The following is a 20,455-nucleotide window of genomic DNA, read 5'->3' as shown; positions in this document are numbered from 1 at the left end:
CCGCGCATTGGTTGAGCAAAGGAACGATCTAGCATGAATATCGGTGATGTCGCGGAGCGCTCTGGTTTGCCCGCAAAAACGATCCGTTATTACGAAGACATAGGCTTGATCCGTCCACATCGCAGTGCCAACGGATACCGGTGCTTTGCTGAAAATGATCTCCACAAGCTCGCATTTTTGGCGCGTGCGCGGGCATTGGGCTTCTCGATCGAGGATTGCAGGACTCTGTTGGGCCTTTATGAGGATGACACCCGTGCCAGCGCGGATGTCAAAGCGCTCGCCCAGGAGCATCTGACCAAGATCGAAGCAAAGATTGCAGATCTGGAGGCCATGCGTGACACGCTCACTGAGCTGGTTCATTGCTGTGCAGGTGACAACCGTCCGGATTGCCCCATTCTCAAGGATCTTGCCGGCGACATAGAGTGCTTGTGATCCTGTGACGCGGTTCAAGATTGGCCTTTGAGCCGATAACCCCAAGACCTCCAGGGTAGGTGCTAAAAGGTTACTCACAGGTTGAGTGCAAGCCGCTTTGTCTTGGTTTGTCGATCTGAGTTGGTGACGCAAGCCATTCATAGGATTGAGACTTTGCGGTAGACTTACTGCAACCATGGGTGTATATACCTAAGGGTTAATGCCCATTGTAAGGCCTCAATTTTACGTAGAGTGTCAACGTATTGGGTCACTTCAATATTTCTCACATTATATTTTTACAATCCTAAGTAGTAATAGTTGAATTTTATTTATGTCATGCGATAGTGTTATTCAAAAGGTGTCATGAGCATTTGGTGAAAAAATGGTTGTATTATTGAAAGTCCGGCACTTCGGTGCGTTTGGCGTATTCCATGCCAATGGCCAAAGCATTCCATTGGGGGCCAAACATCAAGCTTTGCTTGCTTTGCTGACAACGGGGGAGGGCGGTGTAAGAACGCGTTCTTTCTTGGAAAATACGCTGTGGTGTTTATCTCAACCGGAACAAGCCAAAGCCAGTTTGCGCACGGCTTTATCGACGTTAAAGCGGCACCTAGGCCCGGATGCCGCCAAGCTGTTGATGGCCAACCGGGAGCGGGTGACGCTTAAGATTGATCACGTTGAAATCGACGATGATGCAAATAAAGGAGAATTTATGGAGGGGTTCGAACTCTCCCATGAAGAAAAATTCTCCCAATGGTTGGAAAAGATGCGCGGCCAATCTGTTCGCACGGATCTTGCGTCAAAAAACATGTCACGGGTTGCGCACAGCGGTCTGCGCCGCAACAAAGATGCGGTTTTGCCCTCCATTGCGGTTCTGCCGTTTCAGGTCCGCACAGACGACAGCGCGCCTAAACCCAATTTGTCCTTTCTGACCGAGGATCTGACCCGTTGTCTGGCTCGGTCGCAGGCCTTTAGTGTCACATCCTACATGGCAGCCAAGCATTTTGACCTTGGCGCGGCATCCATCGGTCAGCCGGATGCGGCTAAGCAGGCGGTTTATATGGTGGGGGGCTATGTCTCGATCAATCAAGATCACGTGACGATTGATTTGGATCTGCATGATGTACAGCGGCAGAAACTGATCTGGTCCCGCAGGTATGAGGATGACTCGACAACCAAAGGCGCTGCAGCCTTTGTGCACACCCAACGTATGGTGCGGGACATCTCGCGCACGATCTGGGGAGAGGCGATGGACACTGCTTCCTTCAACCAGATGCACGAGTTGGAAAACCACACACTGTTGATGTCGGCCATTTCCATGATGCAGATGGGTCAGCGGGCGATGTTCGAACAGTCCAAGGACATATTGCGCACCCTGTCTGAACGCGAGCGGAACCATCCAACCGTGCGGTGCTGGCAAGGGATTTGGCATGTGCTTCGGTTTGAACATGGCTTGTCCGAAAGCCGTGCCGCAGATCTGGCCGCCGCGCGCCATCATGCCGAAGCGGCTCTGGCCGTGGATCCGCTGTATTCCTTGGCCCATGCGCTGAACGGGATGGTGGATTGTCAGATGTCTTACAACTTTGATGCCGCCTATGCCTCGTTTGAGCTGGCATTGGAAGATAACCCGAACGAGGCCCTTGCGCTGGGTCTCAAAGGGCTGACCTGTGCCTATCTTGAGATGCCGGAACAGGCGATAGAACTGACACAAGCGGCGTGTGAATTGCTGCCCATCGGCCCGCAGAAGTATTATTTTGAGACGCTGTCCGCTGTCGCTTACTTGTCCGCTGGCGCATTTGAACAAGCGGCGGAACGCGCAGAGCGGGCACTGTCGGACAATCCAGGGTTTGCTCCAACCCTTCGGGTGCTGAGCGTGATCAATCAGATCTCGCGGACGGGCGGCACCGGAAGCGATGCTATTCGGATGCTGCTTTCCAGCTTGCCCGAGTTTTCCCTACGTGCACCCCGGCGCGGTTTTGGAGAGCTGCCATCCGTGCAACACCAGAATTTGGCGAGCGGCCATCGCTGACGCCAGATACGCGTAACGATTACAGAATGGACGCAATCCGCATAAACCACGCGGGTTGTGTCCTTTTTCATAAGCATTTCCGGCTTCATGTTGACAGGGGGGGCAAAGGGGCCAAACATTTTACCAGTTGTTTCCGGAACTGAACGAACAAATAGGCCCCCGTGTCCACGTCAAATCTTTCTCTGTCTCGCCGCCTGTGTGACCTTTTGGGTCAGGTTTACCCCGAACAAGATGTTGAAGCTCTGGCCGAGGAGGTCATTGACGCCTTTTGGCCGGAAGGCAGCCATCGACGTAAACAAGGGCGAAAACCCGGCAATAATCTGTGGTCAGAGAAGGACAGCGTCCTGATCACCTATGGCAACTCGATTGTCGACAAGGCACACAAGCCCCTGGATGTATTGCATGATTTTCTGAAACGGCATCTGCAGGGGGTGATCCATGGCGTGCACATCCTGCCGTTTTTTCCCTTCACGTCGGATGATGGGTTTGCCGTTACCGACTATCGTGCGGTGAACCCGCAGCTAGGGGATTGGCCGGATATTCAGCGGATTGCGGATGATTTCCATCTGATGTCGGATCTGGTCCTGAACCACATGTCGAGCCAGAGCGCCTGGTTCAATAACTACCTTCAGGGCAAATCCCCGCATGATAAATTCTTTTACGAGGCCTCGCCCACCGATGATCTGAGCGCGGTTGTCCGCCCCCGCACCACGCCGTTGTTGCGCGAGGTCGAGACCAGCGATGGCCCGCGCCACGTCTGGTGTACCTTTAGCCACGACCAGATCGACCTGAATTTTGCCAATCCTGAGGTGCTGGTTGAGATGCTGCGTATCATCCGCATGCATATCGACAACGGTGTGCGTATCCTGCGTCTGGATGCGGTGGCCTTTCTGTGGAAGGAGGTTGGCACCACCAGTATCCACCTGCCGCAAACCCATGCGATTGTTCAGCTGATGCGGCTGTTGTGTGACTATACGCAGGAGACGGTGGTTCTGCTGACGGAAACCAATGTGCCGCGTACCGAAAACCTCAGTTATTTCGGCAACCGGAACGAAGCGCACGCGGTCTATAACTTTCCGCTGCCGCCGCTGATCCTGCATGCGATGCAATCGGGGTCTGCGGAGTATCTGCTGCGCTGGCAATCAGCGATGCCGCCTGCGCAATTGGGCTGTGCCTATCTGAATTTCACCGCAAGCCATGATGGCATCGGCATGCGTCCTGCCGAAGGGGTGCTGCCGCCGGAAGAAAAAGAGCGGATGATCGAAACCGTACGCAGCATTGGCGGTTTGGTGTCGATGCGGGCGCTGCCGGGCGGGGGCGAGGAACCCTATGAACTGAACTGCAGCTTCTTTGAGGCGATGCGCGCGACCTTTAATGGCGAGGATGCCTATCATCTGGCGCGGTTCATTGCGTCGCAGACGATTGTGATGTCGCTGGAAGGGATCCCGGCGTTTTACATCCATTCCCTGTTGGCCACGCCAAACGATCACGAAGCCGTGGAGCGGCGCGGTATGAACCGGGCGATCAACCGCCATCGCTGGGACTATGCCGAACTGAATGCACGTCTGGCGGATCCGGGATCAAATCAATCGCTGGTTATGGCGGAATTGTCCCGGCGCCTGCGTCTGCGTGGAGAGCAACCGGCCTTCCACCCCAATGCCACGCAGTTCACGCTGCGCCTGGATGACCGGATCTTTGGCCTGTGGCGGCAAAGTCTGGACCGGGATCAGTCGATCTTTGCCCTTCATAATGTGTCGGACGAAACCCTGGGCATCAGCCCTATGGCGGTCAATCTTATTGAAGGGGATGATTGGATGGATCTTCTCACCGGTGAGGTGATCTCTCCCACCGGTGAAGACATTGTTTTGGCGCCTTACCAGTGCCGCTGGATTACGAACCGGAAGGCGGAGTAAACTCCGCTAGATCCGCCGCCACGGCCCGGTGCATATCCGACAGAAAGCTCATGTCTGCGGAATGCACCCGGTTCCAGGTGGGGATAAACGGCGTTTCATGCGGGTTTTCCAAGAAGATCTGACCGGCCAGCAGGATGTTTTCTGCAAACATCTCGATCGATTTTTCCTCCTTGTGGCGGTCCAGCTCCAGCCCGTTCATCTTGGCATCGTTGTAATAGCCTTCCAGAAGGTCCAACGCTGATCGGTAGTAGGTCGCCTTGAGCGTGCGGAATATATTGGGGGTGAATACGGTGCCATCCGCCGCCAGCTTGCGGAAGATGGCTTTGCAGATGTCAACGGACATGCGGCTGAGGCCTTTTGAGGCATCCTCAGGCGACAGATCCTGGTGCTTGTGATCATAGGCGTCCGAAATCTCAACCTGGCAGACGGATTTCGGCGCGAGGTTGCGCCAGGCCTCGGACAGGACACCGATTTCCAGACCCCAATCGGAGGGGATCCGCAGATCCGGCAGGATCGGCGTGCGCATGGCAAATTCGCCCGACAACGGGTATCGGAAGCTGCGCAGGTAATCGAGGTAGTCGCGGTCTCCGATCACACGTTTCAAGGCAATCAACAAGGGGCTGACCAGCAGGCGAGTGACGCGGCCATTCAGCTTTCCGTCACCGATCCGTGGATAGAACCCTTTGGACATTTGGTATGGGAACGCAGGGTTCACCACCGGATAGATCAGCCGCGCCAGCATCTCCCGATTGTAAGTCACGATGTCACAATCATGGATCGCCATGATCGAGCTGTCGGCGCAGGCGATCAGATAGCCGATACAGGACCAGACGTTTTTGCCCTTGCCGGGTTCTTGGGGGGCCAGCCCCAGTTCAACCAGTCGTGACTGCATTTCCAACATGCGCGGGCTGTCGTTCCAGATCACCACATGCTCTTGTGGCAGACGGGAAAAGAACTCACGCGCCTTGAGAAACTGCGCCTCATCCGCGCGGTCCAGGCCAATGATGATCCGGTGCAAATAGGGGACCTGCGCCAGCTCCTCCAGAATATTGCCAAGGGCGGGCCCTTCCAGCTCGGAATAGAGACACGGTAGGATCAGTGACACTTTGCGGCTTTCGGCGATCACGGAAATTTCGTGGTCCAAACTGCCCAAGGGGCGCTGGCGCAGATTGTGCAAAGTGGTGATGTTGCCGTTTTGGTGAAAGTCAGCCATGTGCAGTTGTGCCTTTGGTCAGGTTTTGGTCGTTCAATAGGGAGAGAACCGCCTGGTTCCACCCCATGGGGCCGTGTTCGATGGTGCGGATCAACTTTTTCGTGTCCGGCGTTTTGGGGATGGGGGGCGCAGACGGGTTTGCCACCAAGACCCCGTGGTCTGCGGCCAACAACATCTCAATATCATTGGGTGCATCGCCCAGAGCGAGCGTTGTTTTGGGGGCCAGACGCGCCGCAACCTCGGCCATGGCGTCAGCTTTGGTGCGGCCAAAGGACAAGGTCAGAAATCGCCCGCCCTGACGCGCATATATACCTTTGTCGCGGGCAGCATCCAAAAACTCTGCCAGCCTGTCCACAGGGCCCTGCCAAAGGCCGGGTTCGCTGAAACACCTCATCCGTGCGGCTTTTGCACCTTCCAGGGACAGGCCGGTTTCATCAACCACATCCTGATCGGACATGTCTCCAAATCCCACGAACCCGGATGGCAGATCGGCCAAGGCCACACGCAGCTTGTCATAACTCGCGGTGTCAAAGACATCGCTGTCCGCGCGCCAGATCACGCCGGCCCCGTTTTCAACAATGGCGGGCCATTGGGTCAGCCCCATCTCTTGTTGTAAAATCTGGATTTCAACGGCGGTCTTACTGCTGGCCAGAACCACACCAGCCCCACAATCGGCAAGCGCGTTCAGCGCGGGGCGGGCGGCGGCCCAGCTGTAGGTTTGGTGATCCAATAAAGTGCCATCAAGGTCTGAAAAGACCAAAAGGGGAAGTGCGCTCGTCATACTCTCACCGTAGCAAGGCGTTTGAGGTCTGGCCATTGCAGCGCTCAAAAGCGACAACATTGGTCGCTACTGGATGCCTATTTATTGTGCGCATTAATGGGGTTCACGTGATCCTAGCGGGGGAGCATGTCCGTAAAACGACAGGTTGGACGTGTTTTCCGCCTCAGGATTACGCAAAGCTTTCGTAATCGAGGTGAAAAACTATGCGGATGCGTTTTGAAGCCCGATTTAAGGGCAGCGATTTTTGACAGAATCCATCGTCCCGTCCCCTACTGAGGCTGCAGGGTGCTTAGGGTTCCGTTGTCGTAAACTGACAAGTCTGGTCCGAGAAGCGCCACCTGTGGGGCAAATTCCCCTTAGGCACACGGCGGGCCAAAATCCCGGGAGAGTACTGCGCAGGTTTCGTCCGCGCCTTATCTCTTTGTTCCGCCAGCGGCTCGTAAACCAATCAAAAACATGGGCGGGACGCGACAACGGGGAAAGTCATGACCAAGACCAAGTTTCTGTCCGCTACCGCTCTTGCATTAGGTATTCTTGCCGGAAGCGTCGCGCCACTGGCTGCTGAGGAAAAGACCGAGTTCAAACTGGCCTGGTCCATTTATGTGGGCTGGATGCCGTGGGGCTATCTCGAAGACAGTGGCATCATGGACAAATGGGCTGAAAAATACGGTATCGACGTGGAGATCGTCCAGATCAACGACTATGTGGAATCCATCAACCAATACACAGCCGGTGCATTTGACGGCGTATCGGCCACCAATATGGACACGCTTTCGATCCCCTCTGGCGGTGGGGTCGACACGACGGCACTGATTATTGGCGACTACTCCAACGGCAACGATGCAGTGATCCTCAAAGGGGAAGGCACGCTGGAAGATCTGAAAGGCGCGCCAGTCAACCTCGTGGAGCTGTCGGTCTCACACTACCTTCTGGCGCGCGGGTTGGACACCGTTGGCCTGAAAGAGGCGGACCTTGGCGGGGTCATCAACACTTCGGACGCGGATATGATCGCGGCCTATGCGACCTCGGACGTGAAATCGGTGGTGACCTGGAACCCGCTGGTGTCCGAGATCACAGGATCAAACCCCGATGCGACTGTGCTGTTTGACAGCTCCAAAATCCCCGGTGAAATCCTGGACCTGATGGTGGTGAACACCGAAACCCTGGCCGACAATCCGGCGTTTGGCAAAGCAGTGGCGGGCGCATGGTATGAGGTCATGTCGCTGATGGCAGCGGGTGATGAAGCCACGTTGACGGCAATGGCCGAAGCATCGGGCACAGATTTGGCGGGCTATAAAGCGCAGTTGGCCGCGACAGAGATGTTCTTTGATCCCGCAGACGCTGTCGCGCAGGCTCAATCCGCCGATTTGCCCACCACGATGACCAATGTGGCAGAGTTCCTGTTTGACAAGGGGATCTTGGGGGAGGGCGCGCCAAGCGCGGATTTTGTGGGCATTGCGTACCCCGATGGCAGCACAACCGGTGACGCGGGCAATGTGAAGTTCCGGTTTGACGCGACCTATATGCAAATGGCGGCCGACGGCGCTCTCTGATCCCTCGCGGGGCTGCGGCTATGCGGTGGCCCCACCACTCACGGACCAACTTAGCGAGGGTTTCACCATGCGATTGATGAACCAAATTCCGGCGCGTCCCGGGGCGGTGGCCTTGGCGATGCTGCCGTTCATACTTGTGCTGGCCGCCTATGCCATCGGCTCTGAGATCCGATTGACGGCCAACCCGTCGGACAAGCTGCTGCCGGCACCCGGCACCATCTGGGACACGGCGGTGCGGCTGTTCACGGAACCTGACCGGCGCAGTCAGGATATTCTGCTGTGGAAAGACACATTCGCCAGCCTCGCACGTCTAATGGGGGGCGTTGTGATCTCGGCCACGATTGCGCTGATAATTGGTATGGCGATCGGCCTTTTGCCTTATGCCCGCAGCGGCCTGTCCGGCTTTGTCGCGGTTCTGTCCATGGTGCCCCCTTTGGCGCTGTTGCCGATCCTGTTTATCGTCTTTGGGCTTGGCGAAGTGTCCAAAGTGGTGCTGATTGTCATTGGCATCACGCCCTTCATGACGCGAGATCTGTCACAGCGGGTGCTGGATATTCCCCGCGAACAATTTGTGAAGGCGCAGACCCTTGGTGCGTCCACCTGGGTGGTGGCGCTGAACGTGGTTCTACCACAGCTGCTGCCGCGCTTGATTTCAAACATCCGCCTGTCGCTGGGCTCGGCTTGGCTGTTCCTTATCGCGGCGGAAGCGGTGGCTTCAAACGTGGGCCTGGGCTACCGGATCTTTCTGGTGCGCCGTTACCTCGCGATGGATGTGATCCTGACCTACGTCATCTGGATCACGCTTCTGGCCTTTGTCATCGACTGGCTGCTCAAGACCCTGTCCCGCAAGGCCTTTCCATGGATGGAGGCGGGTCTATGAGTTTTGTTGATGTCTCAAACGTCTGGCAGGCCTATGGCGATCGCTCGATCCTGGAACGGGTCAATGTCACCGTGGACGAGGGGGAGTTTATCTCAATCGTTGGCGCGTCGGGCTGCGGCAAATCCACTTTTCTGCGGATGCTTCTGGCGGAAGAGACGCCCAAGAAAGGCACCATTCGCATTGATGGCGGTGAACCGGCGGTGGAGCCCAACCTGGAGCGCGGCGTTGTGTTTCAACGCTATTCCGTGTTTCCGCATCTGACCGTGCGCGAAAATCTGATCGCAGGCGAAGGGTTCAAGACCCCATGGGGGCGGCTGTTTGGCACCGCCCGGCGCGCGGCCGTAGAACGCGCGGATGAGATGTTGGAGCGGATCGGTCTTAATCACGTGGCCGAGCAATACCCCGCCGCGCTTTCGGGGGGGATGCAGCAGCGTTTGGCCATTGGGCAGGCGTTGACAGCCAAACCCAGGGTGTTGCTGCTGGATGAACCTTTTGGCGCGCTGGATCCTGGCACCCGGCTGAAAATGCATGACTTTCTGCAAGAGCTGCGGGCCGAGACCAATATGACAGTCTTTATGGTCACCCATGATCTGGAAGAAGGCTTCAAGCTGGGCGACCGTTGTCTGGTTTTCGACAAGCCCCGCTGGGACCCGCATGATCCGGGGCGTTACGGCGCCACGATCACCTATGACTTTGATGCCCGTAACAACGGCATTCCTTTCCAAACCACCAAGGAGAACGAAAATGTTGTTCACACAGCGACCGCATAACCGATCGCACCATCCGGCCGATCAGCGGGCGCGATTGGACCGGCGCGACAGACGCGCCCACCACCCCGATCTGACTAAGCTCGCGGGTTGGAAAGCCATGCAAAAAGAAGCCGACCTGCCCGAAGGCCGCCTTGAGGAAGAGCGCCGCTGGGCGCTGCGCATGGGGCTGACGGGGGCGGACACGATCGAGGATAAGTCGATTCCAACCTTTGCCCGTGGTGAGCTGCCGCATTTTGCGGGCATTAACACCTTCCTCAAAGCGCCCTATGCCGAAGATGTGCTGGATGTTGCGAATTACGATGCAACGGTTCTGGGCATTCCGTTTGACGGCGGCACCACCTACCGTCCGGGCACACGGTTCGGCCCGCAAGGTGTGCGCAAGATCTCGGCGCTTTATACGCCCTATAACTATGAGCTGGGTGTTGATCTGCGCGAACAGATGACACTGTGTGACGCAGGGGATGTGTTCACGATCCCCGCCAATATCGAAAAGAGCTTTGACCAGATCAGCCGTGGCGTCAGCCATGTATTCTCGTCCGGGTCCTTGCCGATCATGATTGGCGGCGATCATTCCATTGGCTTCCCTTGTGTGCGCGGCATCGCAGAATGTACGTCCAAACGGATCGGTATCGTGCATTTCGACCGCCACGCCGACATTCAGGAGAAAGACCTGGATGAGCGGATGCACACAACGCCCTGGTTCCATTCGACCAACCTGCCCAATGTTCCGGCCACCAATCTGGTGCAGATCGGGATCGGTGGCTGGCAGGTTCCGCGCGAGGCGGTGAAAGTCGCGCGCGAGCGTAACACCAATATCATCACCATGGGCGACGTTGAGAAGATGGGCATCGCCAAGACCATCGAAATGGCTTTGGAGATGGCGTGGAAAGATGTGGATATGGTCTATATGTCCTTTGACATCGACAGCATCGACTGTGGCTTTGTCCCAGGGACAGGCTGGCCCGAACCCGGTGGTTTCCTGCCGCGCGAAGCGCTGGCGCTGGCCTCTGGCATCGCTGCCGAAGGCATCTGTGGCATGGAACTGGTCGAGGTCTCACCGCCCTATGACACGTCGGACATCACGGCACTGATGGGCACGCGTGTTATCGTGGATGTGCTGGGTGCAATGGTGTCAAACGGCAAACTGGGCGCGCACAAGCGTCATATCGACAAGCCGGTGTCGCTCCCGCATGGCGAGTTCGAGGGCAAACGCTGGGCCAATGCTGAACCTCATAAGATAGGTGAATGATGCCCCACGATCACCCACACGACCATCACCACCATCATCCTGACCACCATCATCATGGGGCAGGGCATAACCACGCCCATGGGGATCACCTGCATTCTCATATGCATGCCGAAGATGTGGCGGCAGATCTACAAGTTCTGGCGACCCAGTTTATCGAAGGGTTTCTGCAGGCCACAGACAAGGCGAGCTATCTGAAACTGGCCGGCGTGCCATTTGAGCGCCCGTCCAAGGATGGGGCCAAGGCGCTGAAGCTGATTGATATCGAGCTGAAGACCGAATGGCAGGTGGGCACCGCCTCTCCTTCCTTTGGCTCGCGAGAGCTGAGTTACTTGCCTTTTCCGGGTGAGATGGTGACAGAGCGAACCAATATGGCGCTCATCTATGTCTCTATGGATGAAAAACAGACCCGCGACATTCGTGAGTTTCTACTGGAACGCAAACAGGAAATCGAAACATGAAAACCCTTCTGACCGTAACCGCGACACTGGCTGCAACAGCTCCGGCTTGGGCCCATGAGGGGGCGCATCTGCATCCCCATGGCACCGAAGTGACCCCCATCCTGGTGGTAATGGTTGTGATGGCGTCGGCCTACTTCTTTTTCCGCTCGCGCTAAGCCAAACGAGTTTTTCAAAAGTATTGCTCGCTCCCGCCTTTTTTGGGCGGGAGCGTTGTTATCCACCCCAAGCGTCAAGTGGTCTTTTGCGATCGGTTTTGGGGATCCTGCCTTGGTAGATCTGGAGGTGTTCGCTCCGGAGGGGGTTAGCGCTCCAAGACATTTACCAGGCAGTTTTTCTGGTATTTTGTGGAAACATGCGGGGCCCTAAAAACCTGCCCCGCATGACCAAGGCCATTATCGGACGACAAACACCGATTGCTGGGCATGACGCGCAATCCGCGCCGCATTGGGGCCGATCAAGTAGTCCTTGAGCTGAGATTTATGAGCCCCAACAACAATTGCATCGGCTTTGATCCGCGCAGCCTCTTTCAAAACCTCCTCATAGATGGTGCCTTGATCGACGTGGAGAACCGTATCTTTGGGGGCGTCCTTCAAAGCCTTGGCCCAGGTTTCCAGTGCGGTTTTGGCTTCCGCCATGATCTGGGCATTGTGATCCTGGGTGAAAAAGGAGCCCACAATCGCCATCCCGAAATCAGGCACCACGTTCATAATGTGCAGCTTGGCCCCGGCGGCACCAGCCAGTTGCAGCGCTGTTGCAGCTGGACGTTCGGCGCCTTTGGGATCGTTTACATCAACAGCAAGCAATATGGTCTTGAACATCTTACTCTCCCCTAAAACGCAGGTTGGGTGGCGCGGCGGCGCTGGATCAGGACCAAAGCCGCCAACAACAGGAAGGCCGGGATGAAGAAGATCTCTTTGGGCAGGCGGTCATTTTCCACTTGAACCAGTTCAATCTGAACCGGCGTGTCGCCATAGAAATCATATTCCGTCCCCAGCGTGTCGAAATGTGGCGTGCCGGGGAAGGGTTCCTCGAGCGCCAGCGTGTCGCCATCCTGCAGGACTGTCAGCCCTTGATCATCCAGTGCCGCGGTGCCGTCGCCTGCAACGGCGGGAATCACAACGGTGGTGCGTCGTATGTCGCCAGTGTCAAAATCCGGTCCTGCGACCACAAGCCTGATGTCGCTGGCATCCGCCTGTTCAGACATGAGGGTGATCGCCGCCGGGCCAGAGGCTTCGGCGTATTTTTCGGACACCATGTCGAGGAAGTAGCCCGGACGGAACAGCGTGAAGGCAATCAGCAGCAGCGCAGCGGTTTCCCATAGTCGGGATTTTGCGATGAAGTACCCTTGGGTTGCTGCCGCAAACAAGAGCATCGCCACCAAAGCCACGGCAAAGACAAACACCGCCTTGAGCGGCCCCACGTCAATCAACAACAGATCAGTGTTGAAGATGAACAGGAACGGCAACAACGCCGTGCGGATGTCATAGCCAAAGCCCTGGATGCCGGTCTTGATCGGATCCCCACGCGAGATCGCAGCCGCCGCATAAGCCGCAAGGCCCACGGGTGGCGTGTCATCGGCGAGGATGCCAAAGTAGAACACAAACATATGAACGGCGATCAGGGGCACGGTCAGGCCCGCCTGCGCGCCCACAGTGACAATCACCGGAGCCATCAGGCTGGACACGACGATATAGTTCGCGGTGGTCGGCAGCCCCATGCCCAGGATCAGCGACAGGATCGCAACCAGGAACAGCAGAACCATCAGGTTCCCGCCCGAGACAACCTCGATCACCTGTGCGATCACCTGATGCGCGCCGGTCAAAGAGATGGTGCCAACAATGATGCCAGCGGCACCGGTGGCGACACCAATCCCGATCATATTGCGCGCGCCCATGATCAGACCTTGGACAAAATCGTTCCAGCCTGCCGTGACCTCGGCCACAAAATCATGCTGGCGAAAGAACGCTTTGAGGGGGCGGTGCGTCAGCGCAACGATGACCATAAAGATGGTTGCCCAAAATGCGGACAAGGCCGGGGACAGCCGGTCCAGGCTTTCGGTGCGCACCATCAGGTTCCACACCAAAATGAAGATCGGCAGCGCGAAATAGGCTCCGCCCAACAGCGTCGGCGTCAGGCGCGGTGCTTCGGGTACGGCGGCGTTGGGATCGTCGACCTCAACATCCGGATACCGCGCAGCCACAGCAACCAGCACAACATACAGCACCGCCACAATGGCCAGGGCCGCATAGATCGTGTCGCCCATAATGGGATCCAAGAGCGCACGCACGCCGATCATCAGGAAGGTCGCCAATCCGAGGAAGATGAAACCAGAGAGGAACAGGATCAGGATCATCAAAACCCCGATCTTGCGCCCGCGTTTGTGCAGACCTTCAAGGCCGATCTTCAGGCTCTCCAGATGCACAATGTACAACAGCGCGATGTAAGAGATCACCGCAGGCAGAAACGCATGTTTCACCACGTCGATGTAGGGAATGTTGACGTATTCCACCATCAGGAAGGCCGCGGCCCCCATCACAGGCGGGGTCAGCTGACCATTGGTGGAGGAGGCAACCTCTACCGCGCCCGCCTTTTCCGCTGGAAAGCCAATGCGCTTCATCAGAGGAATGGTAAAGGTGCCGGTGGTCACGGTGTTGGCGATGGACGAGCCGGAGATCATGCCGGTCAGCATAGATGACAGGACGGACGCTTTGGCCGGGCCGCCGCGCAGCGCACCCAAGAGGGCAATGGCAACTTTGATGAACCAATTGCCGCCGCCTGCACGGTCCAAAAGCGCGCCAAACAGAACAAACAAAAAGATCATCGTGGTCGACACCCCAAGGGCCACGCCAAAGACGCCTTCAGTTTGCATCCAGTAATGCCCCAGAGCCTTGCTGAGGGAGGCGCCGCCGTAATTCGTCAGCTCGCGCACCCATTCGGAATAGCCACCAAAGAAAGCAAACAGCACAAAGGCAGAGGCAATGATGACCAGCGGCAGACCAAGCGCGCGGTAGACGCAGACCATCAAAACCACCATGCCGGTGGCTGATACCGCGATATCGCTGGTGCTCCACAGACCTGGGCGGTCAGCAATCTGATAGCGGAAGATCACCAGATAGAGACAGGCCCCGACCCCCAGCGCCAACAGCACCCAGTCATAGGCCGGAATACGATCACGTGGTGAGGTTTTGAACAGCGGGAAAGCAAGAGTGGCCAGCGCAATGGCAAAGGCCAAGTGCACATAACGCGCTTGCGCCACGATATTGGCGAAATCCGAAAACCCCGTCAGCTGCGCCATGATGCCGGGCAGTTTGGAGGCGATATAAAGCTGGAATAAAGACCAGATAATACAAAGCGCCAGGATGGTCTTGCCCTGCACGCCGGTGGCGTTGCGCGCGCCGGTGTCCGCTTCGGCCACCATCGCGTCTGCGGCCGCACTCCCTTGGGTGTGGTCCTGCTGTGTCATGTGAATCCCCTGAAACAAATGGGGGCGCGCCGCCTTGGTCCAACCCAAGCGGCACGCCCTGTTTCGTGTATTATTGTTATTGCGACAGGCGTGCCGCTTACTTCAGGCCCAGCTCTTTATAGGCTTTGGCCGCACCATCATGAAGCGGTGCGCTCAGGCCATCGGAGACCATCTCGGACGGTTCCAGATTTGCAAAAGCAGGGTGCAGTTTGCGGAAGTCTTCGATGTTTTCCATCACCGATTTGGCGACTACGTAAACCACGTCTTCCGAAACTTTGTCCGAGGTCACAAAGGTCGCGCCCACACCAAAGGTGGTGGTGTCGCCGTCGGTGCCCTTGTAGGTGCCGCCCGGAATGGTCGCGGTGCGATAGAACGGGTTGTCAGCAACCAGCTTGTCGATCTCAGGACCGGTTACAGACACCAGATGCGCATCACAGGTGGTTGTGGCTTCTTTGATCGCGGCGGACGGGTGACCGATGGTGTAGATCATCGCGTCGATATTGCCGTCACACAGCTGTTTCGCCATTTCCGAGCCTTTGTACTCGGTCGCCAGAGTGAAGTCGTCCATGGCAATACCATAGGCGTCCATCACAACTTCCATGGTTGCGCGCTGACCGGACCCTGGGTTGCCAACGTTTACGCGCTTACCTTTGAGGCTTGCAAAGTCTTCGATGCCGCTGTCACCGCGCACCACCAGGGTGAAGGGTTCCGGGTGGACCGAGAAGACGGCGCGGATGCCGGGAAACGGATTGTCCGAGAATTTGGACGTGCCGTTATAGGCGTGGTACTGCCAGTCGGACTGCGCAACGCCAAATTCCAGCTCACCACCTTTGATGGTGTTGATGTTGTAAACGGAACCACCGGTGGATTCGACCGCACAACGGATGCCATGTTCCTTGCGGCTTTTGTTGACCAGACGGCAGATCGCGCCACCGGTCGGATAATAAACGCCGGTTACACCACCGGTACCAATTGAAATAAACTCATCCGCAGATGCGGTTCCTGCAAACGCCAGGGTCGAGATTGCAGCAACCCCTGCCAGTTTAAATGTGTGCTTCATAGTTTGCTCCCATTAGGTTTTTTGGTCTTGGTTTCGGTCTCACTCCGTCCAGAACTCTCCCAGACGGTTGTTGTGACCTTCTATTTCGGCAATTCGGTTTGTGGCCTTATCACCGGTCTGCGCGACAACCATTGCAATGATAGTTTCCAGCAATGCAATGGTTGCGGCGTAGGATGAGAAAAATTGAGGGCTGTCCGACGGAACAATAAAGGGGAAATTTGCGAACTTTATTGCAGGGCAGATATGACTGTCTGTTACAACAATAACCTGTGCCCCGGTTGTTTTGGCCCGTTCAGCCACGGCAACGGCGCGGCGTGCATACGGGGTTTTGGTGACAATCAGCACCACATCCGTGGATCCAAGGTCTGCCAAGGAACTTCCAAGAGAGGTCCCCATACGTCCGCCGATGGACCAGTTTGACGCAAAAAACTGCGCCAGATAGCCCATGTATTCGATGATCCCAAATGAGCTGAAAGCGCCAAACAAAAGCACCGAATTGGCAGCTTGCAACGCATCCACCGCAGCACGCAAACGGGCGGTGGCGATGGCGTCGGTCATTTCCGAGATATTGTTCAAACAGGCGGTCGTGTGACGGTGGAGAATCGCATCTGTTTCATCAGCGCAATTGCGGAGCCGTTCGGCCCGTTCCGCAAAGCTTGCGCCGCGGTCCCACAGCCCATTTCGGCATGTTTCACGCAGGTTTTCATAAGTTTCGAAGCCCAAAGCGCGTGCTAGGCGGGAAAACGCCGCCGGAGAAACTCCGCTGCTGCCCGAGACAGATCGCAGCGATCGCGTTGCCACATCCATTTGATTGGCAACCACAAAATCCGCCGCAACCCGCAAGGTTTGGCTAAGCTCAGGATAATGTTTCGACACAGTGTCTTCTATTCTTGTCTCGTTGGGCAATGAGAGCCTCCCTTGACTCGATATTTTCATTCGTTTTATTCGAAGTCAACTTTTGAAACACTTGTTTCATGCGTGCTGCCTAAAATTGTTCTTTTGCAGAGCACGTAGAAACTTGCCAGCAGAAACACGACGCAGAAAGAGGACCATGCAGGTCAAATCCGATGAAAGTGATATTGCCGTGGGTGCGGCGGTGTCGATTACCTCAAATCACAAACCGCTCAAGATTACGGTCGCGCCAAATGGGGCCCGCAGACAGGCGGACCAACATCCGGCTTTGCCGATTTCGGTTGCAGAGATTGCGGTCTGTGCGCGCGAGTGTTACGCGGCCGGCGCGGATGAGATACATCTGCATGTGCGTGATGAAAAAGGGCAGCATTCCCTGTCCGTTGACCTGTATGAGCAAGCGATTGCAGCCATTCGCGCAATTGCCCCCGATATGGCAATCCAGGTCACAACGGAATCCGCAGGCGTGTTTTCCGCACTTGAACAATATGAAGTGTTGCGGGAGCTGCGCCCGGCTTCGGCCAGCGTTTCTGTACGCGAAGTTCTGAGGGACACACATCTGGCACCGCATTTCTATGCGATGTGCGCGCGTATTGGTATTGATGTCCAACACATCCTGTACTCGCTAGAAGATCTCGAACTGCTAAAAGGTCTGTTGGCGGCAGAGATCGTGCCGCAATCCATGACCCGCGTCATTTTGGTTTTTGGCAAATACGCCTCGGAACAGGCCGCAGACCCGTCCGATGTGGCCCCCTTTGTCGCGGCCCTGGGAGATGGGTTTCCGGATTGGACCGTCTGTGCCTTTGGCGATACCGAATTGGAGGTGGCACAGGCTGCCATCGCGTTGGGCGGGCATGTGCGCATAGGGTTTGAAAACAACCTCAATCGTCCAAACGGGGAACCGCTTCAGGACAATGCCGAAAGCGTGTCAGCCGTAGTGAAGCTGGCACATGCGCTGAATAGAACACTATTGAAAGATCAATAAAATGAGCCACGTCTTCCCACGTCATACCCGCAAAACCTTGCCTGTAGCCCGTGGAGGAGACGGGCCGTTTCTAATAGACGAAAACGGGAAACGGTATTTCGATGGGTCCGGTGGGGCGGCGGTGTCCTGTTTGGGGCATACAGACGCCAAAGTCACAGCAGCGTTGCAGGCGCAGCTTGAGCAGGTCGCCTTTGCTCATACCGGGTTTTTTACGACCGACGCGGCTGAGGCACTGGCCGAGAAGCTGATCAAACATGCGCCTGCGGGGCTTGATCGGGTTTATCTGGTTTCTGGCGGGTCCGAGGCGATGGAAAGCGCGTTGAAACTGGCAAGGCAGTATTTTCTGGAGATCGGTGAGCCAAGCCGTCGCCATGTCATTGCGCGCCGTCAAAGCTATCACGGCAATACGTTGGGGGCTTTGGCCACTGGCGGCAACGCGTGGCGGCGGGCCCAATTTGATCCGCTCTTGGTCGAGACGCACCACATCGCGCCCTGTTACGCCTATCGCGATCAAGGCGACGGGGAGAGCAGTTTTGACTATGGTCAGCGCGTTGCCAATGAGCTGGAGGCAAAGATCCAAGAGCTGGGGCATGAAAACGTCATGGCCTTTGTTGCAGAGCCCGTTGTTGGTGCCACGTCCGGCGCCGTGCCGCCGGTTGAGGGGTATTTCAAGCGGGTGCGTGAGATCTGCGATGCTCACGGCGTCCTCCTCATTCTGGATGAGGTGATGTGTGGTATGGGGCGCACCGGCACTTTGTTTGCCAGTGAGCAGGATGAGATCAGCCCCGATATCTGTGCCGTCGCCAAAGGGTTGGGGGCAGGCTATCAACCGATCGGCGCGATGCTCTGTTCCACCACGATCTATAACGCCATTCGCGACGGCAGCGGCTTTTTTCAGCATGGTCACACCTATATGGGGCACCCGATGGCTGCAGCGGCGTCGCTGGCGGTTCTGGAGCGGTTGATTGATGACAAGGTCGTCGATCGCGTCGCGCCAATGGGGGAGAAGCTGCGTGCTGCGCTTCACAGTGAATTCGGACAGCATGCGCATATCGGCGATATCCGAGGCCGTGGCCTGTTTCTGGGGCTGGAGCTGGTGGCTGATCGCGACAGCAAAACGCCTTTTGCGCCGGATCTGAACCTTGCAAACAAGGTCAAGGCTGCCGCCTTTGAAGCTGGACTGATCTGTTATCCGATGGGCGGCACCATCGACGGCCAAAACGGCGCACATATCCTGCTGGCACCGCCGTTTATCATGGAAGACGACCACATCGGGCTGATCGTTGACGGGCTGAGCTCGGCTTTGGCGGCGGCGCTCCCTTAAACAAAATAGCGCGCCTTTTTGGCGCGCGATCTCTCCCCTGTGCGGTTTCAAGGGACACTAAATCCGGTTTGATTTTGGGGAAAGGTGGTAGCGGAGGAGGGACTTGAACCCCCGACACGCGGATTATGATTCCGCTGCTCTAACCAGCTGAGCTACTCCGCCACAGTGACATTCACTGTCTCAGTGACTGTGTGGAGGCGATTTAAGGAATAGCGCGGGGGGGGTCAAGTCGGAAATGCAGGAAAAGTGATTTTTCTTTGTGGAAAACGAGAGGTCAATAAAAACGCTTTTGTTTCCAGTAATTTGGCGATTTGGACTGGGTCAAGAAAAATGCCGCCCTGTTGGGGCGGCATTTCTGTGGAAACGCTTAGACCTCGACCGGCGGCACCATGCCCATGATCTCATACGTCTTGCGCAGGATGGGGGCAGTGATGGCGCGGGCCCGTTCTGAGCCACGGGTCAGGATCTTGTCGATCTCGTCCTGGTTTTCCATCAGCCGGGCCATCTCGGTCGTGATCGGCGACATCTTGGCCACGGCCAATTCTGCCAGCATCGGTTTGAATTCCGAGAACTGCTTGCCACCCACATCCGCCAAAACCTGATCCACGGTCTGGTTGTTCATCGCCGCATAGATATTGACCAGGTTGCGCGCCTCAGGGCGCTCTTCCAGCCCTTTTGCCTCAGACGGCAGCGCCTCGGGATCGGTCTTGGCCTTGCGGATCTTCTTGGCGATGGTGTCGGCGTCATCGGTCAGGTTGATACGGCTTGCATCAGATGGATCAGATTTGGACATCTTCTTGGAGCCGTCGCGCAGGGACATCACGCGGGTGGCTGCCCCTTCGATGACCGGTTCGGTGATCGGGAAGAAATCGACCCCATAGTCATGGTTGAACTTGGTCGCGATGTCGCGGGTCAGCTCCAGGTGCTGCTTTTGATCCTCGCCCACCGGAACATGGGTTGCGTGATAGGTCAGGATATCCGCGGCCATCAGTGCCGGATAAGCAAAGAGGCCAAGTGAGGCGTTCTGCGCGTTCTTACCCGCCTTGTCCTTGAACTGGGTCATGCGCTGCATCCAACCCATGCGCGCCACGCAGTTGAACACCCAGGCCAGTTGGGCATGTTCAGGCACCTGGCTCTGATTGATCAGGATCGACTTCTCTGGATCAAGCCCCGAGGCGATGAAACCGGCACACAGTTCGCGGGTTGATTGCTTCAGGTCTGCTGGATCCTGCCAGACGGTGATCGCATGCAGGTCAACCATGCAGAAAATCGATTCTACATCGCGATCCTGCCAATCCACAAACCGCTTCAATGCGCCCAGGTAATTGCCCAGGTGCAGGTTGCCCGAAGGCTGGATGCCCGAGAAGACACGCGGGGTGAAGCTGGTTTCGCTCATGTCAGGAAACTCCCGTCTGGAAAATTGCACCTCAGTCGCTTACCCATGGCGCAACCTATCG

At 56.7% G+C, this 20,455-nt stretch carries 18 protein-coding genes, 1 tRNA gene and 1 riboswitch; of the genes, 11 read left to right on the top strand and 8 right to left on the bottom strand.

The genetic code is table 11. The features are described from left to right. Positions 1-33: 33 nt before the first annotated feature. From cueR to GFB49_RS15005, 3 genes are all read left to right on the top strand, one after another. On the top strand, positions 34-432 hold the full coding sequence (cueR, locus tag GFB49_RS15015) for a Cu(I)-responsive transcriptional regulator (RefSeq protein ID WP_153216746.1): 399 nt from the start codon (positions 34-36) through the stop codon (positions 430-432). 361 nt (positions 433-793) lie between these two features. After that, positions 794-2,440 (top strand): transcriptional regulator, encoded by a 1,647-nt coding sequence (locus GFB49_RS15010; RefSeq protein WP_153216745.1) that lies wholly within the window; start codon positions 794-796, stop codon positions 2,438-2,440. A 161-nt stretch (positions 2,441-2,601) separates the two neighbouring features. After that, complete coding sequence (locus GFB49_RS15005) at positions 2,602-4,353, top strand: sugar phosphorylase (protein ID WP_343032597.1); 1,752 nt, start codon at positions 2,602-2,604, stop codon at positions 4,351-4,353. Here GFB49_RS15005 and GFB49_RS15000 read toward each other — a convergent pair. Beyond that, entirely contained in the window at positions 4,331-5,566 is a 1,236-nt protein-coding gene (locus GFB49_RS15000) for a glycosyltransferase family protein (RefSeq protein WP_153216744.1), read from the bottom strand. The two genes, GFB49_RS15005 and GFB49_RS15000, sit on opposite strands and share 23 nt — an antisense overlap. Beyond that, on the bottom strand, positions 5,559-6,347 hold the full coding sequence (locus GFB49_RS14995) for an HAD-IIB family hydrolase (RefSeq protein ID WP_153216743.1): 789 nt from the start codon (positions 6,345-6,347) through the stop codon (positions 5,559-5,561). Before GFB49_RS14995 ends, GFB49_RS15000 begins: the two co-directional genes overlap by 8 nt. 278 nt (positions 6,348-6,625) lie before the next feature. After that, positions 6,626-6,736: riboswitch (guanidine-I (ykkC/yxkD leader) on the top strand. A 96-nt stretch (positions 6,737-6,832) separates the two neighbouring features. On the opposite strand from GFB49_RS14995, the gene GFB49_RS14990 reads away from it, so the two are divergent. The 6 genes from GFB49_RS14990 to GFB49_RS14965 all read left to right on the top strand — a co-directional run bounded on the left by GFB49_RS14990 (position 6,833) and on the right by GFB49_RS14965 (position 11,412). Beyond that, entirely contained in the window at positions 6,833-7,900 is a 1,068-nt protein-coding gene (locus GFB49_RS14990) for a putative urea ABC transporter substrate-binding protein (RefSeq protein ID WP_153216742.1), read from the top strand. Positions 7,901-7,967: 67 nt separating this feature from the next. Beyond that, positions 7,968-8,780: an ABC transporter permease gene (locus tag GFB49_RS14985; protein ID WP_153216741.1), complete on the top strand. Its 813-nt coding sequence runs from the start codon at positions 7,968-7,970 to the stop codon at positions 8,778-8,780. Further along, a complete protein-coding gene (locus GFB49_RS14980) occupies positions 8,777-9,550 on the top strand; it encodes an ABC transporter ATP-binding protein (protein ID WP_153216740.1) in 774 nt (257 codons plus the stop codon). The genes GFB49_RS14985 and GFB49_RS14980 overlap by 4 nt, the downstream gene beginning before the upstream one ends. Further along, positions 9,525-10,799 (top strand): agmatinase family protein, encoded by a 1,275-nt coding sequence (locus GFB49_RS14975; RefSeq protein WP_153216739.1) that lies wholly within the window; start codon positions 9,525-9,527, stop codon positions 10,797-10,799. Before GFB49_RS14980 ends, GFB49_RS14975 begins: the two co-directional genes overlap by 26 nt. Next, the gene (locus GFB49_RS14970; RefSeq protein ID WP_246149744.1) at positions 10,796-11,257 is read left to right on the top strand and encodes a hypothetical protein; all 462 of its coding nucleotides are present in this window, start codon (positions 10,796-10,798) and stop codon (positions 11,255-11,257) included. Before GFB49_RS14975 ends, GFB49_RS14970 begins: the two co-directional genes overlap by 4 nt. Continuing rightward, positions 11,254-11,412, top strand: a complete 159-nt coding sequence (locus GFB49_RS14965; RefSeq protein ID WP_153216737.1) for a peptidase M23 — start codon at positions 11,254-11,256, stop codon at positions 11,410-11,412. Before GFB49_RS14970 ends, GFB49_RS14965 begins: the two co-directional genes overlap by 4 nt. 237 nt (positions 11,413-11,649) lie before the next feature. On the opposite strand, the gene GFB49_RS14960 is transcribed toward GFB49_RS14965, so the two are convergent. The 4 genes from GFB49_RS14960 to GFB49_RS14945 form a co-directional block, all read right to left on the bottom strand. Then, on the bottom strand, positions 11,650-12,075 hold the full coding sequence (locus tag GFB49_RS14960) for a universal stress protein (RefSeq protein WP_153216736.1): 426 nt from the start codon (positions 12,073-12,075) through the stop codon (positions 11,650-11,652). 11 nt (positions 12,076-12,086) lie between these two features. Next, positions 12,087-14,720, bottom strand: coding sequence for a TRAP transporter permease (locus tag GFB49_RS14955; RefSeq protein WP_153216735.1), 2,634 nt, complete (start codon positions 14,718-14,720; stop codon positions 12,087-12,089). Positions 14,721-14,817: 97 nt separating this feature from the next. Next, complete coding sequence (locus GFB49_RS14950) at positions 14,818-15,780, bottom strand: TAXI family TRAP transporter solute-binding subunit (protein ID WP_153216734.1); 963 nt, start codon at positions 15,778-15,780, stop codon at positions 14,818-14,820. A 39-nt stretch (positions 15,781-15,819) separates the two neighbouring features. Further along, a complete protein-coding gene (locus tag GFB49_RS14945) occupies positions 15,820-16,686 on the bottom strand; it encodes a MurR/RpiR family transcriptional regulator (protein ID WP_214644968.1) in 867 nt (288 codons plus the stop codon). Between the two features lie 145 nt (positions 16,687-16,831). Between GFB49_RS14945 and GFB49_RS14940 the strand changes: the two genes are divergently transcribed. Together GFB49_RS14940 and GFB49_RS14935 are read left to right on the top strand one after the other, a co-directional pair. Further along, on the top strand, positions 16,832-17,674 hold the full coding sequence (locus GFB49_RS14940) for a beta-keto acid cleavage family enzyme (RefSeq protein WP_153216732.1): 843 nt from the start codon (positions 16,832-16,834) through the stop codon (positions 17,672-17,674). Between the two features lies 1 nt (position 17,675). Continuing rightward, the gene (locus tag GFB49_RS14935; protein WP_153216731.1) at positions 17,676-18,998 is read left to right on the top strand and encodes an aspartate aminotransferase family protein; all 1,323 of its coding nucleotides are present in this window, start codon (positions 17,676-17,678) and stop codon (positions 18,996-18,998) included. 85 nt (positions 18,999-19,083) lie between these two features. On the opposite strand, the gene GFB49_RS14930 is transcribed toward GFB49_RS14935, so the two are convergent. Together GFB49_RS14930 and trpS are read right to left on the bottom strand one after the other, a co-directional pair. Beyond that, positions 19,084-19,160: transfer RNA gene (locus GFB49_RS14930), tRNA-Met, on the bottom strand. Between the two features lie 205 nt (positions 19,161-19,365). Continuing rightward, positions 19,366-20,394, bottom strand: coding sequence for a tryptophan--tRNA ligase (trpS, locus tag GFB49_RS14925; RefSeq protein ID WP_153216730.1), 1,029 nt, complete (start codon positions 20,392-20,394; stop codon positions 19,366-19,368). Positions 20,395-20,455: the final 61 nt, after the last annotated feature.

This window comes from Tritonibacter litoralis (genome assembly GCF_009496005.1).
Taxonomy (GTDB): Bacteria; Pseudomonadota; Alphaproteobacteria; order Rhodobacterales; family Rhodobacteraceae; genus Epibacterium; species Epibacterium litoralis.
The sequence above is the reverse complement of the archived record's forward strand: the minus strand, read 5'-3'. Positions and strand labels throughout refer to the sequence as shown.